We start from the raw sequence: 16,410 nt of genomic DNA, 5'->3' as shown, positions 1-16,410 counted from the left end.
GGTCCAAACAGTTACCTTAAATGTATATTAAAATTGTAAGTAATTGAAGCCCAGTGTAAATGTTAGGGTTTAAGATTTATAACGGTTAAGGTTTATAACGATAATGCCCTGTTATTTTATAACTAAATAACATATCTTCGAGTACAGGCCCTGCCCCTATGTTGTGCACAATCAGTGGCCTTTTTTTATCTCTTGACAGTTCATCAGTCACTATTCCAATATGAGGTAAGTTGCCAGGCAGCATCCAAGTGACAATATCTCCCCCCCTATAATTGCTCGCGTCTTCACTTATATTCAAACTATGCCCATGTCGTTTAAAGAAATGCTGTAAGTTAGGAACACGCCGGTGATCAATATTTGAATCAGGCTTTGTTAAACCCCATATTCTGTTTGATGGATATAAAGTAAAGTTATCACGCATATCCTCATGAACGAGTACTTGTAAATCGGTTCCGAGTGCCCTATAACTGCGAATTATGACATCAGTACACACACCAATAGTGGCAGGTACATCACCATTTGGATAAGCAATTCTTTTATAGCTTCCGTCATAAATAACGGAGTGATTTGTTCGCTCCTTAGCGGCTTGAACAAGTTGACTATAAAAGTCATCTGCTTTGACGTTAAATACAAGTAATGTAGGTAATAACAATGCTGTTCTAATCATTTATTTAATCCCTTAAAAGTTCGAGCATAGTTAATTTGGGAGTTCTTTAGCTAAATCAATACTAGACAGAGTAGTAATAATCAAGTTACCAAGAATATATAATGCCCCCCTTAGAGGTTAACAATGTTAAAAAACAAAAGCCACGGCGAGTGCCGTGGCTTTTGTGTTACTGCGTTAGTAAAACTTACTTCAATGCGTCTTCGACAACTGGGTAATGATCCCATACTTGTTTGTCGCTCACTGAGCGAAGTAACTTGATGTATTCAGCATGAGTCCAAGCAAGCGGTGTGGCTGAGTTTGTACCCTCACCTAGCTGATAGCCTGCTTTATTGTTACCTACCCCATCCCAAACTTGTTCAGGTAACATCATCCCTTCATTAGCAAATGCTTCCATGCCTTTTACATAGGTGTCTTTAATTGCTTGTTGTTTCATTGCATCAAGGCTATTAGTTGCGTTTGCCGCAGCGATTTCATAGTGACCACGCTCACCTGTGAAAAACGGCCATACACGACCACGTTGACCAGGGGTGTTGTTACCACCTTCGGCATAGTTGTTACCTGTCACTTCATCTTCACCGTAACCATCGTTACCATAGCGGCGGTAGCCTGGGTATGAACCTGACCCATCAGCAAAATTAAAGGTGTAACGTACTTGCAGGTTATCAACTAAGGTTTCGTCATCATACTCTGGTAATGTTTTTACAATACTAGGCGCAAGTGCATCACGAACACCATAACGTACAAGCTCTAAGAAACCACCATCAAGGATTTGCTTTTTATCAAAGCCTTCACGACCATTATTAGCGTTAAGTGTAGTTGATGAGTTTGGATCTTTGTCTTGACCAATACGAATGAAATATTCGCCATCGCTGTTTTCAGACTTAAGGTTACCTTGAGTCGTAAACATCGTGCTTTCAATTTCACTGTTGTAGGTTTTAGCCGTTGCTAGGTAACGCTCTGCATTTTTGGTGTCGCCTGCTTTTTTAGCAATATCAGCAGCTGTCACTAAGCCTGCAACAACCGCAGCAGTTGTTGAAGGTGAGAAGCCATTTTGTTCTTCCCAACGCTCTTGTTGTGTTGCGGGTGGTGTAACTTGCGTGTTGTTCCAAAGAATTTTCGCAAGGCCACCATCAACCAAGAAATCAGCAGCTGGCTTTAACATTTTGCCATACCAATCTGTCAGCTCTTGATCGTTAAGTACGCCTGCTTGATGTAGTTTCCATGCAAGCATAATTGGCATTGCTGTTTGGTCAAGCTGTACACCTACCCACTCAAGCTCACCATCAACGTGCGTCTTTTGTAAGAACCACCCAGTGTCACCACCATTACCTGGTGTATTATCTGTTACTTGTACTTTTTCTAGATATTCAAACGCTGTCTTGGCGGTACGTGTATCACCCATGGCCATAAATGCCATTGCTACTTGATAGAAATCACGAACCCAAACCGCTTTATAACCGGTAGAACCTGTTTTAGCTGATACTGTTTCACCCCAAGGGTTAGACAGTGACGCAATTAAAGCACCGGCATGGGTTTTATCTTCTTGCGCTTTTAACACCATGGCACTGGTGTAGAGCAACTTACCATTATCAGCGGTGCTATTAGATAATGTGCTCAAAGGCTCAAGGCTTGCTAAGTAGTCTTGCCAACCAATTGCAGCACCCTCACCGATATAGGCAGCAAGCACTTTTTGGTAGCCTTGGTTTAAACTTGCTTGACCTTCTTTTAAACTTGCAGCTTCAGAGTTACCAAAACTTAAAGCTAAATCAAAAGTGGTGTTCTTTGATACTTCGCCAAGCTCTGCAAGTAAGCTTACATTGCCCGACTTATCACCCGTATTTTGGTAAGTCGTTGATAATGATTGCGATGCTTTTAACTCTTTTAAGCCATCACTTACACCCGTAAAGCCAACGCTTGCTTGCTTAAATGGTTGAGCTGCTTGTAAAGATAAAAAGTTATCATCCTGCCAAGCAACCAGACCCTTGTCGGTCACTTTTGCAAAGTCATCTAAGCCATTGTTATCAATATAAGGGTTTACATTAACGTAGGCTTTCACACCATCAAGATCTGTATTAAATACGCTACGAACAAACAATGTTTGACCGTTAGGATCAGTGAAGATATGTTTTTCTAGGGTGAAACGGCCTTGTTTATCTTTACTGACTACTTTATAAGCAAGCGATAATGGGCGACCCGCGTCGTCTTTGTATAAATAATCAATGCTTACATCCAGATCATCACTTTCTGTTACGGTAAAGTCTTTACCGACTACAACAAACTGCATATCTTTGATTTGTGCTTGGTGAATTAAACCAAACATGGTTTCTGTGATCATGCCTTTCGCGATTGAAAACCAAACTTTTGATACTTTGCCTGTAGCAGCTGTATCGCTATAGTGGCCGTCTTGGTATTGCTCATATGATGTACCAATACCTGTTTTACCAGAGTATGCCCAAAAAGGCTCAACACCCGGCGCTCCTGGCGCAGAAACCTGCTCAACTGATGTATTAACTGATTGCTCTGAACTACAAGCAGTTAAACCTAACGCTAACAAGCTTGCTGTAATGAGATTAATTTTTTTCATTGTGTGTCCTTAGTATTGTTGCTTAACGCGCAGTACAGCAATTGCTGCGAGTACGAATGACACTGCACCTAGCACTAACGCATAAATCGGTTGATTATCAAAAAAGTGGCGCAAAATTAGGCCTAATACGCTTGCCGCTAAAAGCTGCGGGATAACAATAAAGAAGTTAAAGATACCCATGTACACACCCATTTTCTTACTCGGTACTGAGGTACTTAACATTGCGTATGGTAAAGAGAGAATTGATGCCCAAGCGAAACCGACACCAATCATCGGCCAGATAAGTAAACTCGGATCTTTGATAATAATAAAGCTGAGCAGCCCTAATGCACCTAACACAAGATTGATAGCATGGGCCATTTTAAGCCCTACTTTTTTTACGATGATCGGGATACACATTGCAGCAATGGCAGCAAAACCATTGTAAGCAGCAAATAATACGCCAACCCAGTCCGCACCGTTATTGTAAGCAAGAGAGCTTGTATCACTGCTGCCGTAGTGGAAACTGGTTACCGCTGAGGTGGTATAAATCCACATTGCAAACAATGAGAACCAGCTAAAAAATTGCACCCAAGCCAATTGCTTCATTGCCTCAGGCATTGTGAATACATCATTCACAACTTGATAAAAGCCACCACTGGTTGCGTCTTTAGCTTTTAAAGCACCAGCAATAAATTGAATAACACCAAAGCTAATCAAACCACCAGCAAGCAAATAAAGCTCTTTTTCAAGCGATAGGCCTGTAACAATACCCAGAACGACAAGGCCAAGAACCGTAAAAATTGCAGCGCCTTTGTTAAAGTTTACATCACTTTGAACATCGTTTGAGTCATCGCTCTGCTCTTGTTCATGAAAGCTTTCAAGCTCTTGGGGTGAATATTCTTTGGTGGTAAATACGGTCCAAAAAACGGCGACGAGTAACACAACGGCACCAAAGTAAAACGAAAATTTCACAGAGTCAGGAATTTGCCCTGCAGGTGCTGTATTGGCAATATCGAACCAGTTAGTCATCATCCAAGGTAGTGCAGAGGCTACAACCGCGCCAACACCAATGAAGAAGCTTTGCATCGCATACCCTGTTGGACGTTGTTTTTTTGGCAGGTTATCGCTCACAAGGGCACGGAAAGGCTCCATAGTCACGTTAATTGACGCATCCATGATCCATAACATACCCGCTGCAATCCAGAGGCTTGGTGAGTTAGGCATAATGAATAACGATAACGTCGTTAAAATAGCCCCATAGAAAAAGAATGGACGGCGGCGACCTAACTTATTCCATGTTTTATCGCTCCAATAACCGATGATCGGCTGCACAATAAGGCCTGTTAGTGGCGCAGCAACCCAGAGGATTGGAATGTCGTCAACATTCGCACCTAGGGTTTGAAAAATACGGCTCACATTACCATTTTGTAATGCAAAGCCAAATTGGATGCCAAGGAACCCAAAGCACATATTCCATATTTGCCAAAAGCTTAGCGTTGGTTTGTTATTATTCATTGTCAGCCTTTAAGGTAAATACTGCACTGCTCAAGCCATTCAGTTGTAATTGAATTGGCGCATTCGTTGTTGCCTCAGAAATCACAATGTCAGCATGATTTTCGAGGTTATCAGTTAACGTTAAACCACTGTGGTTAAGCTTAGGTAACAACGCTTGGTTAAGAGTAAGCTCAACATTTTGTGGGTTTTCTGAAAAGTTACTTACCACAAGCACCAGCTGTTGACCTAGCTTGCGCGTAAAGGCAATGACTTGTTCTGAGCCGGTCAATTCAACCGCTTGCATGTCACCGCCGACAATGGCAGGAAGTGAGTTTAATGACATTAACTTCGTGTAGTAAGCGCGAAGGTTAGCTTGCTCTTTTGAAAGTGCACCGCCATCGAATTTACCATTATTCATCCACGCTTGATGCGCAGGTACACCCATATAATCGAAAATGCTGGTACGCGTTGGGTCGCCAAAACCACCGTCCTCAGAGCCATCTTCACCGACAGCTTGACCAAAATAGAGTAAGGTCGGCGAGCGCGACATTAAGGTAGACACCACCATCGCTGGCTTGCCTTTTTCACTGCTACCCGCGAAATCTGGGCTAGCAATGCGTTGCTCATCATGATTTTCTAAAAAGTGCAGCATGTGCTCTTCAATATCAGCCACTTGGCTTTGAATATCGAAAATAGTATCCGCTGGTTGCTTACCTTGCATCACAGCTTTAACCGTGTCGTAAAAACCGACTTTGTCGTACAGATAATCCATCTTACCTTGCTCGATATAAGGACGGTAAAGCGTTGGGTTATAAACCTCGGCTAGAATAAAGGCATCGCTTTTTTGCATCTTGATTGATGAGTTTAAAAAGCTCCAGAACTCAACAGGCACCATTTCAGCCATATCATAACGAAAACCATCGACACCTTTATCTAACCAATATAGTGCGATATCGCGAAACTTATACCAGCTATTTGGCAGGTCTTTATCTTGCCAAAATGCGTAGTGCGCACGGTAATCTTTATCAGCGTAATCAGCAGGTAGCATCGGGAAATCATAACTACCATCTGGTTTCACACCGTAATTGATTTTAACTGTTTCGTACCAATCATTGATGTCAGGTTTAGCGGCACGTGCCCCATTGCCCGTCCATTTTGCTGGTGTTTCAGCAAACTGATTATCAGCAAGTGGATGCGGATTACCACCTAAGACTTGATAGCTATCACTGCTGGGAACTTGAAATGACTGCCCTGTTACATAATAAAAATTATTATCGCGCGCATAGGTTTTCGTCGTGTCATCATCAGCACCAAAATCCTTTACGCCTTCAGGCTTGGCGACTGACTCATAGTTACGCGCTACGTGGTTTGGCACAATATCAATAACAACTTTCATACCGTGCTCATGAGTACGATTGATTAGCTCTACAAACTCCTCTAAGCGGCGCTCAGGATTAATTGCTAAATCAGGATTAACATCGTAATAATCTTTCACCGCATACGGTGAGCCTGCACGCCCTTTTACAACATCAGGGTCATCTTGCGACAAACCGTATTCTGTATAGTCAGTTACTAAAGCATGACGCGGCACACCTGTATACCAAACATGCGTTGTACCTAGCTCTTTAATGCCTTGTAATGCTGCATCATTAAAATCAGCGAATTTGCCTACCCCGTTTTCTTCTAATGTGCCCCAGGGTTTATTTGTGGTGTTTGTATTACCAAATAATCGAGTGAATACTTGATATACCACAGGCTTAGAGATAGCGGCTTGGCTAGATTCAGATTGCGTTTTTTGTGTGTTCTGCTCTGCTGGTGCATCGTTACCACAGGCAGTTAAACCTAGTACCGATGCCACGACTAACGCGGTTATTTTATATGTTGTCATCATTACTTCATTTTTCTGTAAATATCAGTTCATACTAATGTTAAGGGCTGCATACGGACAGTAAATGCATACGTATTCAGCCTATTAGTTGCAATTATTCAAGCTCGATTAAGCGTGCTTGCATCGCTTTTAAGCGGATTGGCGTAGCAAGATCAACGCGCTTTTCGCTGATTAAATCGCGCCCTTTGTTAGTGCCTTTTAGCACTTCTTGCATGTAGCTTAAGTCCCAATCAATGGCTTGTTGGTTTTTGTTTAAAATTACCAATACAGATTGGCCATTGTGTTCTCTCACATAGCTGTAAACGCCTTGCTTTGGTGAAAAATGCATTAAACGGCCTTCGCTTAGTGCTGGCTTTTCTTGGCGCAGCTGAAGCAGTTTTTTAATGGAACTTAACATCTCTTGCTGATCAGCTGAAAGCCCTTTGCCTGTGAAAGCATTTGCTTTTTGACCTTTAAAGCCACCTGGGAAGTCAATACGAATATCACCGTGATCATTACTTGGCGTGTTATCAAGCAACAGCTCAGTGCCGTAATAAATTTGTGGAATACCGCGAGTTGTTAACAGTAGCGTCATGGCCAATTTCGTTTTTGCTAAGTCTTGCCCAAGCTCAGTGTAAACACGACTCATGTCATGGTTATCTGCAAACACTAAAATGTTATCGGTATCTGCATATAAAAAGTCATTCGCTAGCGATTGATACACTTTTATCCAACCTGTATTCCAACTTTCCTCTTCATTAAGTGCTTGGATCAGTGCTTCTTGTAATGAAAAATCCATCACACTTGGTAAATCAGAGGTATAGCCATCTTGATTGACTTTGCCGCGCTGCCAATAAGAAGCAATTGCTGGGTTGGTTGTCCACTCTTCGCCAACAATATTAAAGTTCGGATACTCACTCATAATCGCGTGAGTCCAATCAGCTAAAAAAGCTTTATCTGAGTATGAATAGGTATCAACACGAATGCCGCTTAAATTGGCATATTCAATCCACCATATGGCATTTTGAATCAAATAAGTAGAGAGTAGCGGCTGGCGCTGATTTAAATCAGGCATCGACTCAACAAACCAACCATCATTAAATTGACGTTTGTCGTATTGGCTAGCATGAGGGTCTTGGATTGTTTGTCTGGCGTGACTGGTGGCATTTTTACCGTTTTCAAACTTGCCATCAAAGTTAACCCAATCAGCAGTAGGCATATCAGTCATCCACTGATGCGATGAACCAAAGTGATTAAGTACCATGTCTATCACTAAACCAATACCATGCTCTTTCGCTTCTGCTGATAAGGTTTTATAAAGCGCATTACTGCCCATACGCGGATCAACTTTGTAAAAATCAGTAATGGCATAACCATGATAAGAATAACTTGGCATGTCATTTTCAAGCACCGGCGTTAACCAAAGTTGTGTCACACCAAGGTCCTCAAGATAATCTAGGCTATTAATAACACCTTGAATATCACCGCCATGTCGGCCACCTTTAAAACTTGGGTTTGCAGGCTCTTGCATACCAGAAACGGTGTCATTGCTTGGGTCACCGTTTACAAAGCGATCAGGATTGATTAAATAAAGCGTGTCTTTATTTGTGAAACCTTGGCGATTAGCACTTTGCTTATCACGGGCATTTAACGGATAAGTAAATCTTGTGCCATCTTCAGCTTTAAAGGTGAGTGTTCCCGCCTTTGCATTATCGCTGATGGTTAAATCTAAAAACGCGTAGTTGGGGTTATTTGTTGTTGTCACCCCTTTAAACTCAACGCCTTTATAAGGCATCATTTGCCATGCTTTGCTGGCAATATTTTTATCGTAAAGCATGACTTGCAGCGAGTTGTTTTTCATCCCTACCCACCAATTTTCTGGTGATGCGGTAATTGCAAAACTTGCAGTCGAGTTGAAAAGCGTGAATGCGGTGGTTAACGCTAAAAATGTCTGTGTTTTTTTCATAATTAATTTTGTACTTTTTCTAAAAATTGACGGTGGCTCGGCAGTTGCTCAACGGCACTATTAATCAAGGTTTTTAAACTACTAAATAGCTCATTTAATTGCTCATCGGATAATGCATCAGCCAATGGGTGATGATCCTCTGCAATGAGTCCTTGCCCTATCATCACTTGCTGCCATGCCACTTCGGCAAATAATTCATCGTCTTCTCTTACGAGCTTGCCGCTGGTTTTAAATAGCTCAATTTTCTTTTTAAGACTGCTTGGAATATCCATATTTTTACAAAAACGCCAAAATGCAGTGTCATCACGCTCAGTTAGTTTGTAATGAAGAATGATAAAGTCACGAATTCGCTCAAATTCTGTTTTACTTTGTTGATTAAATTCATCCACAAGGCATTGCTTAATACCTTGATGAGGAAAAAATTTAATTAAACGAATCGCTGCACTTTGAATTAAATGAATACTGGTCGATTCTAATGGCTCTAAAAAACCGCTCGATAAGCCAATCGATACCACATTTTTATGCCACTGTTTTAAGCGCCGCCCTGTTTTAAATTTAATAAATCGCGGCTCTGTGAGTTGTTTTGCAGGTAAGTTGTCCAACAGCTGTTGTTTTGCCGCTTCGTCTGATAAGAAACGAGAAGAATATACAAGGCCGTTGCCTACACGATGCTGTAATGGAATTTGCCATTGCCAGCCTGAGTCTTTTGCAATCGAGCGTGTATAAGGAATTGCATCCGTTGCTGATTCACTTTGTACTGCAACAGCACTATCGCAAGGCAACCAGTGCGACCAATCTTCAAAACCAGTATTTAGTGTCTGTTCTATCAATAAAGCGCGAAGGCCTGTGCAATCAATAAATAAATCGCCATCTATTTGCTCGCCATTTTTAAGCTGCAAAGAGCGAATAAGTCCGCTTTCATGGCATTGATTAACCGATTCAATTTTGCCTTCAATGCGTTTAACGCCCTGTGATTGCGCTAATTCTTTTAAGAATTCGCCATATCGAGTGGCATCAAAATGGTAAGCATAATGTAAGCCCGCTAACTGGGTGTTAGGAATGTGTTTAAGGTGGGCAAATTTATGAGCTTTGGCAGCTTGATAGTTAAGTGAAAAATCCCAAAAATCAGGTACATTATTGGCGTGATGTGCTTTTAACCAAAAATGATAAAACTCACAAAACGGAAAATCTTTACCTATCTCACCAAAGGCGTGCATGTAGCTGTGACCTTGGCTGCGCCAATTCTCAAACTCGATACCGAGCTTAATCGTTGCGCCAGTGGCCTCTATAAATTCTTTTTCAGAAATGCCAAGTGCAGCATTAAGATGTAAAATAGGCGGAATACTTGCTTCACCTACCCCAACGGTGCCAATTTCAGCTGACTCAACAAGTGTAATTTCGAGCACTTTACCCAGTACTTTATTGAGTAATGCGGCAGTGATCCATCCTGCAGTACCACCACCGGCAATTACAACCTTAGTTATCTTTTTTGAACCCATAGTACACCTAACACCAATTTCAATTTATTGAGTGTAGCTCACTGATACAAAAAAGCCCTTGTAAAACAAATCACAAGGGCAATTTCTATCACTACATTAGCTTATTACAGCTTGTAGCTGAAGCCTAACAGGAATGTACGACCGTAGTCTTGGTAATCACGCACTTGTAGTGAGTTATCACCTTGTAGTGATGTAAACGGCTCTTCAGTGATGTTCTGAACTTGGAATGTTACAGATAAACCGTCAAGGCTCTCTACGCCGCCTTCACTAAAGTCGTAACCAATTTGCGCATCCCAAATTGTTTCGCCTTTAATATCAACTTGTGTAGTCGCAAAACCTAAACCGTATACATCACCTTTAAAATCGCTGCGCTTACGCATGCTAGTACGCGCTTGGAAACCGTTACGCTCAAAGTACACTGTTAAGCTATCGATTTGGTCAGATAAACCAGGTAGCTCATACTCATTACCGTTTTGGTCTGTAATATCTTGCTCAACACCTGTGTGACTTGCGATTAAACCAAAGCCATCAAGTGAATCACTAAACATGGTGAACGGCAGTGTTAATGAAAGCTCATAACCCCAAAGGTCACCAGAGCCACCATTTACTTTACCAGAACCAGTACCTGTTGAAGTTGCTGGAATCTCACCTGTTGATGGGTCAGCAACACCGCTCATATCAATTTCGTAAGTACCATCAAAGATCCACTGCGTAATATCTTTATAGAAAAATGCAGCGGCAAAATAACCTTCTTCATGGAAGTAGTTTTCGTAGCTTAAGTCAAAGCCAGTTGCTTCTTTAGGCTCCAGCTCAGGGTTACCACCTGATACACTCCAGTAATTACCGTTTTCATCTGGTTGTTGATTATAAGATGCATTAACTGATGAGTTCATTTCGTCTAAGCGGGCACGAGAAATTGTTTTCGCTGCGCCGAAACGTACGGTTTGCTCTTCATCGATTGCAAATGATAAGTTTAAGCTTGGTAAGAAATGGCTGTAATCATGACTTACATCTGTTGGAGATACAACGACTAGACCGTCAACTGTGTTAGCAGCGAAGCCTTGTGAAGACTGTTCAGTTTTAACATAGCGAACACCAATGTTACCTGTTACAGGGATTGAACCTAGCTCTGCATTAATGTCTGCTTGAGCAAAGAACGCTGTCACTTCTTCTTGTACTGTCCACGATTGTGTCTTGTGCTTTGAATCAGTTAAGCTTTCTTGAAGTAAGCTGTAGTAGCCATCATTCACTAAAGCATTGGTATCATAAGCAACCATATTGCCCATACCAATGAAATCAAGGCTCGCCGTACCTAAGCGGTATTGCTCTGGGATTGATAACATACCAGGGTTTGAAAGTGAGAAGTCTTTCAACGTCATGAAGTAACCTTCAGACAGTTTACTCTTCTCACGGTCACGATATGACACACCGAATGACACGCGGCTGATATAAGCGTTATCAAGGACTTTGCTTGCAGCAAGCTTCAATGTGCTTAGTTCATCATTGATTTCTGGCGCATTGATAAAGCCATCTTGTGCGGTATTCTCGTATTCAGTACCAGTTAAACCATATTTATCATTCAGAGCAGCACTTGCACCCCAGGATAATGGACCACCTAGTTGAATTAAATCATAATCACTGTAATCAAGGTTATGGCTGAATTGTGCCCCTGTGTTACCACCGTCAAATACATAACCAATATCATCTGCAATGCCATTTGCATCGCCACGACCTGTACCTGAGTAGCTTTCGATACTCCAGATTTGACGTTCAACTTCAGAGCGACTAGCGTCAAACTCTACTGACCAGTCATCACTGATATCGTACTTAGTGTTAAAACCAAATTGAGTTAGCTCTGCATTACGCTCTTCATAGTCATTACGCACTACAACACGTTGACCTTGTGTAACAGCACTGGTGATAAAACCTGAGTCTGCATCAACAACGGCTGAACTAGGGTCGATTGAACCTTGACCCCATGCAAATGGAACTTCGATACCACGTAGGATTTTTTCATCTGAAAAATCCACATACAAAGCATCGAATGTCATATTTAAACGGTCATTCGGTGCTGCTTCTAACACGAACATGGCTGTATCACGTTCAAGTGTCGATGAGCGTACAAACGGCTTAGCGCCACCTAAGATAGAATAGGTATTACCATCTTCGCCGGTAAATTCTGGGTAGCCCCATGAATTCCAACGCTTCTCTTGATTTGGAGAGCTCATCGTATTGTAGGCAAATGCAACGCCGATGGTGTCATCAGCAAACTGATCGATATAAGAAATTGTGCCACGAAACCCTTTATCGTCGCCGTCTGGGTTTAATTTATCAAAGCCTGTTTGCTCATATTGACCATTGAACATGATAACTTGCTCACCTTTGCTTAAAGGTTTTACAGTTTGCATGTCAATTACGCCAGCAATACCTTCGGCTTCAATACCTGCACTCGGTGTTTTATATACAGTTACACCGCTCATGATTTCTGATGGGTAAAGGTCAAATTCAACGCCACGGTTGTCACCAATTGACACCTGTTCACGACCATTGAAAGTTGTGGCACTTTCGTTTTCGCTAAAACCACGAACACTAACCCGACTTGCACGTCCATCTAGACGCTGGGCTGTTAAACCAGGAAGACGCGCGATCGATTCAGCGATTGATGAATCAGGTAATTTACCGATATCTTCTGCTGAGATTGACTCAACGACTTCAGGTGTGAAGCGTTTCGTATTAATAGACTCTACAACACTGCCACGAAAACCTTTTACTTCGATAACCTCAACGTTATCATTTTTTGCTTTTTGGTCTTCTTCAGCAGCATACGCTACAAAACTATTTAAACCTGCGGCTGTAAGAGCCAGAGTTAATATACTTGGTTTGAACATAGACATAATGTTTTCCCATTACCCAAATTGTAATGCCAACGTGATGCAGTTATCTGTTTCAGAAAAGCTGTTATTCGCTGACTGATTTTGTTGTCGAGATGAATATTAACGCTCAGCTTATTTTCTTAACAAATTTATGCATACGTATTCAGCCTAGTTCATGCAATTTAAATTTAACAAATATTTTACAGATGAAATGGTTAAGTTACTGATTATTATTTATTTATTTTCAAAGCCAAGTAAGGAAATGTGAATGAAACAAAATTGTCTTACTTTAAGCACCCAAACTGGGACCTGACTGTAAAAGCTAATACTTACTAGTGATCAAAGAGGATAGAAAAATTATTACTTCTAATTCAACACAGCGAATGTTAATTGGTCATACCAAAAAAACTTGTTGCACCACTTTGTGACAAGCCAGCTATTTTATGCACCACAGTGGATTCTTAGTTGTGTTTTTTAGGACAGTAAAAAATTGGTAAAGAATTTCACATTAAAAATTAATTCAACACACACGACTAGCGTTAATAAATTATGCTGAGTTAAAACGTTAATTTAACGTGCATACGTATGCAGAGTTTTTACAGCCTACCCCCCTTCACGTATGCTTTTGACATTCTGGTAACCCTTGTGAGGTTACCTCTCAGTTTACAGACACTGAATGTCACGATGGAGAAAAACATGACTCAAAAGCAGTGGTATAAAGGTGCGGTTATTTACCAAGTTTATCCGCGTAGCTTCCAAGACACTAATGGCGATGGCATTGGCGATATCAAAGGCATCATTGATCGTATCGATTACATTAAGAGCCTTGGCGTGGATGCAATTTGGGTCTCACCTTTTTTTAAATCACCAATGAAAGATTTTGGTTACGACATCAGTGACTACCGTGACATAGACCCTATCTTTGGTAACCTCGATGACTTTGATAAGTTAATTGCACAAGCACACCAACGTGATATTAAAATTATTATTGATCAAGTATTAAGCCATACATCAGATCAACATCAATGGTTTCTTGATAGCCGTGAAGATAAGACTAACGACAAATCTGATTGGTATGTTTGGGCGGATGCAAAGCCTGATGGTACACAACCAAATAACTGGTTATCAATCTTTGGTGGTCCTGCATGGCAGTGGGAGCCTCGCCGTGGCCAATATTACTTGCATAACTTTTTTGCTGAGCAACCAGATCTAAACTTCCATAATCCTGAAGTACGCAAAGCGGTATTAGACAATGTTGAGTTTTGGCTGAAAAAAGGCGTTGATGGCTTCCGTTTAGATGCCATAAACTTCTGTTATCACGACGCTCAATTACGTGATAACCCTGCAAAGCCACCTGAAAAACGTCAAGGCCGTGGTTTTAGCGAAGACAACCCGTATGCGTTTCAGTATCACTATTACAACAATACGCAACCCGAAAACCTGAGCTTTATGCAAGACATTCGTGCCCTTTTGAATAAATACCCAGGTACTGTTGCATTAGGTGAGATTTCATCTGAAGACTCATTAGCAACCATGGCTGAATACACATCAGGCGGTGACAAGCTGCATATGGGCTATAGTTTTGAGCTACTAACTAATGACTACAGCGCAGAATATATTCGCACAACCGTCAACACGTTAGAGCAACGCATGACAGAAGGCTGGCCTTGTTGGGCATTTAGCAACCATGACGTAGAGCGTGTCGCTAGTCGCTGGAGTCAAGGTGAAAAAATTGAGCCACAGCAATGTAAAATGTTAACTGCCCTACTTGCTTCGTTACGTGGTAGCGTATGTATGTATCAAGGTGAAGAGCTAGGTTTGGGTGAAGCCGAAGTCGCGTTTGAAGACTTACAAGACCCATATGGCATTACATTCTGGCCAAACTTTAAAGGTCGCGATGGCTGTCGTACGCCTATGCCATGGGATGCAAGTGATGCAGAACAAGCAGGCTTTTCTACAACAAAACCATGGTTGCCAGTGGGCGATGCCCATAAGGTCGCAGCGGTAAGTACACAAGACCAAGATAAAGATTCGATTTTAAACGCTTACCGTGAATTTATGGCATGGCGTAAAGATAAAAACGTACTATTAGAAGGTGATATTGAATTTATTAATACAGAAGAACCTGTACTTGCTTTCTATCGTACTTTGGACGGCGTTAAAATGCTTTGTGCATTCAACTTAGGTGCACAAAGTAGCGAGCTTGTTATCGCAGATACTATATCTTCACAGCATACTGAGCTCTCTCATCACACAGCTGAATTAAACAATAATAAAGTCACTCTGCCCGGGTTCGGTTGCTTTTATGCAACCCTGAATTAAACATCAGTTGTTAAAGCCAAGCCCTGCAATTGCAGGGCTTTTTCATGATTGTAGCGCTATCAATGATTCATCGTCTTACTGTTAATATAATCCGTTAAAGCAAATAACACCCCAGAGACCACAAATGTGACGTGAATTAATACTTTCCAAAGTAGTTCATCAGTGGAGTGATTATTCGAGCTGATAAACACCTTTAAGAGCTCAACAGCGGATATGGCCACGATAGCACTGATCAATTTCATTTTCAGGCCAGAGAAACCAACTTTTCCCATCCACACAGGGCGGTCTTCATGGTTTTCGATATTCAACTTTGAAACAAAGTTTTCATAACCACTGAAGATGATAATAAGTAGCAACCCTGCTAATAAAGCAGTGTCTACTAAGGTTAAAATACCAACTAGCAACTCTTGATTTGAGGCAGTAAACGTATTTAAGGCCATGCTGTACAAATATTTAAAGAACTTCAGTAGTAACAAAACAACAGCGACTAATAAGCCAATAAAGAACGGCGCTAATAACCAACGCGACCGAAAAATAAAACTCTCAACAACTTGCTCTACCTTGGTCGGTACTTTCTTTACTTTTGAATTTGTCACTTGCTCAGACATAACTAGATTCACTTTCCTTTTAAAATTAGGAAGATAATACGTGGAATTAGGGGCGTATAGCTAGTATTGCAGCCAAAAATATTGGTTGTTTCTTGTTTATCTTTACGATAAAAAAATTTCGTTATCTTTTTTAGAAATTTAGTTTATAACTTCATTCAAGCAAAGTGGGTTACACATTGCGCACCATTACTGTGTGATAAGCCAGTAATAATTAATTTTGTTGATTAGGAATAATTAAATGAAAAAAGCATTGCTAGCACTGATTTTGGCGCCGGTATTGACTATGTCTGCATCAAATGCAATCGCTAACGAAGCACCTGAAGCATCAGCTGAAATGATCAAAGAATACACTGAAATGTGTTTAAACTGGGCTAAAGATGATGACATCAGCAATGACGAGCTTAAACCTTACGTTTTAAAATGCGTGAATGATGAGCTTGAAGCTGAAGGCTACAAAAAAGTAAACGACGTACAAATCTAGCGTTTATAATTCAGATTAAAAAAACCGGAGCTGACACAAAGAGGTGCACTCCGGTTTTTTATTTTAC

The 16,410-nt window shown here is 41.1% G+C and carries 10 protein-coding genes; 2 read left to right on the top strand and 8 right to left on the bottom strand.

The features are described from left to right. Positions 1-85: 85 nt before the first annotated feature. From PAARA_RS10155 to PAARA_RS10125, 7 genes are all read right to left on the bottom strand, one after another. Positions 86-667: a DUF1287 domain-containing protein gene (locus tag PAARA_RS10155; RefSeq protein ID WP_062568927.1), complete on the bottom strand. Its 582-nt coding sequence runs from the start codon at positions 665-667 to the stop codon at positions 86-88. 184 nt (positions 668-851) lie between these two features. Beyond that, positions 852-3,251 carry a glucan 1,4-alpha-glucosidase gene (locus tag PAARA_RS10150; RefSeq protein ID WP_062568926.1) on the bottom strand — a complete coding sequence of 800 codons (2,400 nt, stop codon included), beginning with the start codon at positions 3,249-3,251 and terminating at the stop codon, positions 852-854. Between the two features lie 9 nt (positions 3,252-3,260). Then, positions 3,261-4,748 (bottom strand): MFS transporter, encoded by a 1,488-nt coding sequence (locus tag PAARA_RS10145; RefSeq protein WP_062568925.1) that lies wholly within the window; start codon positions 4,746-4,748, stop codon positions 3,261-3,263. Continuing rightward, positions 4,741-6,615 (bottom strand): alpha-amylase family glycosyl hydrolase, encoded by a 1,875-nt coding sequence (locus PAARA_RS10140; RefSeq protein ID WP_420806957.1) that lies wholly within the window; start codon positions 6,613-6,615, stop codon positions 4,741-4,743. The genes PAARA_RS10145 and PAARA_RS10140 overlap by 8 nt, the downstream gene beginning before the upstream one ends. 94 nt (positions 6,616-6,709) lie before the next feature. Then, positions 6,710-8,560 carry a glycoside hydrolase family 13 protein gene (locus PAARA_RS10135; protein WP_062568923.1) on the bottom strand — a complete coding sequence of 617 codons (1,851 nt, stop codon included), beginning with the start codon at positions 8,558-8,560 and terminating at the stop codon, positions 6,710-6,712. Between the two features lie 2 nt (positions 8,561-8,562). Next, on the bottom strand, positions 8,563-10,059 hold the full coding sequence (locus PAARA_RS10130; protein ID WP_062568922.1) for a tryptophan halogenase family protein: 1,497 nt from the start codon (positions 10,057-10,059) through the stop codon (positions 8,563-8,565). Positions 10,060-10,163: 104 nt separating this feature from the next. Beyond that, positions 10,164-12,953, bottom strand: coding sequence for a TonB-dependent receptor (locus PAARA_RS10125; protein ID WP_062568921.1), 2,790 nt, complete (start codon positions 12,951-12,953; stop codon positions 10,164-10,166). A 675-nt stretch (positions 12,954-13,628) separates the two neighbouring features. Between PAARA_RS10125 and PAARA_RS10120 the strand changes: the two genes are divergently transcribed. Beyond that, positions 13,629-15,254: an alpha-glucosidase family protein gene (locus PAARA_RS10120; protein ID WP_062568920.1), complete on the top strand. Its 1,626-nt coding sequence runs from the start codon at positions 13,629-13,631 to the stop codon at positions 15,252-15,254. A 59-nt stretch (positions 15,255-15,313) separates the two neighbouring features. Here the strand turns inward: PAARA_RS10120 and PAARA_RS10115 are convergent, their stop codons facing one another. Beyond that, positions 15,314-15,862, bottom strand: a complete 549-nt coding sequence (locus PAARA_RS10115; protein WP_062568919.1) for a TIGR00645 family protein — start codon at positions 15,860-15,862, stop codon at positions 15,314-15,316. Between the two features lie 238 nt (positions 15,863-16,100). Here PAARA_RS10115 and PAARA_RS10110 point away from each other — a divergent pair, with 238 nt between their 5' ends. After that, positions 16,101-16,343, top strand: coding sequence for a hypothetical protein (locus tag PAARA_RS10110; protein WP_062568918.1), 243 nt, complete (start codon positions 16,101-16,103; stop codon positions 16,341-16,343). Positions 16,344-16,410: the final 67 nt, after the last annotated feature.

Source organism: Pseudoalteromonas arabiensis (genome assembly GCF_001550155.1).
Classification (GTDB): domain Bacteria; phylum Pseudomonadota; class Gammaproteobacteria; order Enterobacterales; family Alteromonadaceae; genus Pseudoalteromonas; species Pseudoalteromonas arabiensis.
Note: the sequence above shows the minus strand (reverse complement) of the source record. Positions and strands in the feature narration are given on the sequence as shown.

Bases quoted from the DNA above. Each gene is read 5' to 3' on its own strand.
- PAARA_RS10155 (WP_062568927.1), bottom strand. From the start codon at position 667: ATGATTAGAACAGCATTGTTATTACCTACATTACTTGTATTTAACGTC.
- PAARA_RS10150 (WP_062568926.1), bottom strand. From the start codon at position 3,251: ATGAAAAAAATTAATCTCATTACAGCAAGCTTGTTAGCGTTAGGTTTA.
- PAARA_RS10145 (WP_062568925.1), bottom strand. From the start codon at position 4,748: ATGAATAATAACAAACCAACGCTAAGCTTTTGGCAAATATGGAATATG.
- PAARA_RS10140 (WP_420806957.1), bottom strand. From the start codon at position 6,615: ATGACAACATATAAAATAACCGCGTTAGTCGTGGCATCGGTACTAGGT.
- PAARA_RS10135 (WP_062568923.1), bottom strand. From the start codon at position 8,560: ATGAAAAAAACACAGACATTTTTAGCGTTAACCACCGCATTCACGCTT.
- PAARA_RS10130 (WP_062568922.1), bottom strand. From the start codon at position 10,059: ATGGGTTCAAAAAAGATAACTAAGGTTGTAATTGCCGGTGGTGGTACT.
- PAARA_RS10125 (WP_062568921.1), bottom strand. From the start codon at position 12,953: ATGTCTATGTTCAAACCAAGTATATTAACTCTGGCTCTTACAGCCGCA.
- PAARA_RS10120 (WP_062568920.1), top strand. From the start codon at position 13,629: ATGACTCAAAAGCAGTGGTATAAAGGTGCGGTTATTTACCAAGTTTAT.
- PAARA_RS10115 (WP_062568919.1), bottom strand. From the start codon at position 15,862: ATGTCTGAGCAAGTGACAAATTCAAAAGTAAAGAAAGTACCGACCAAG.
- PAARA_RS10110 (WP_062568918.1), top strand. From the start codon at position 16,101: ATGAAAAAAGCATTGCTAGCACTGATTTTGGCGCCGGTATTGACTATG.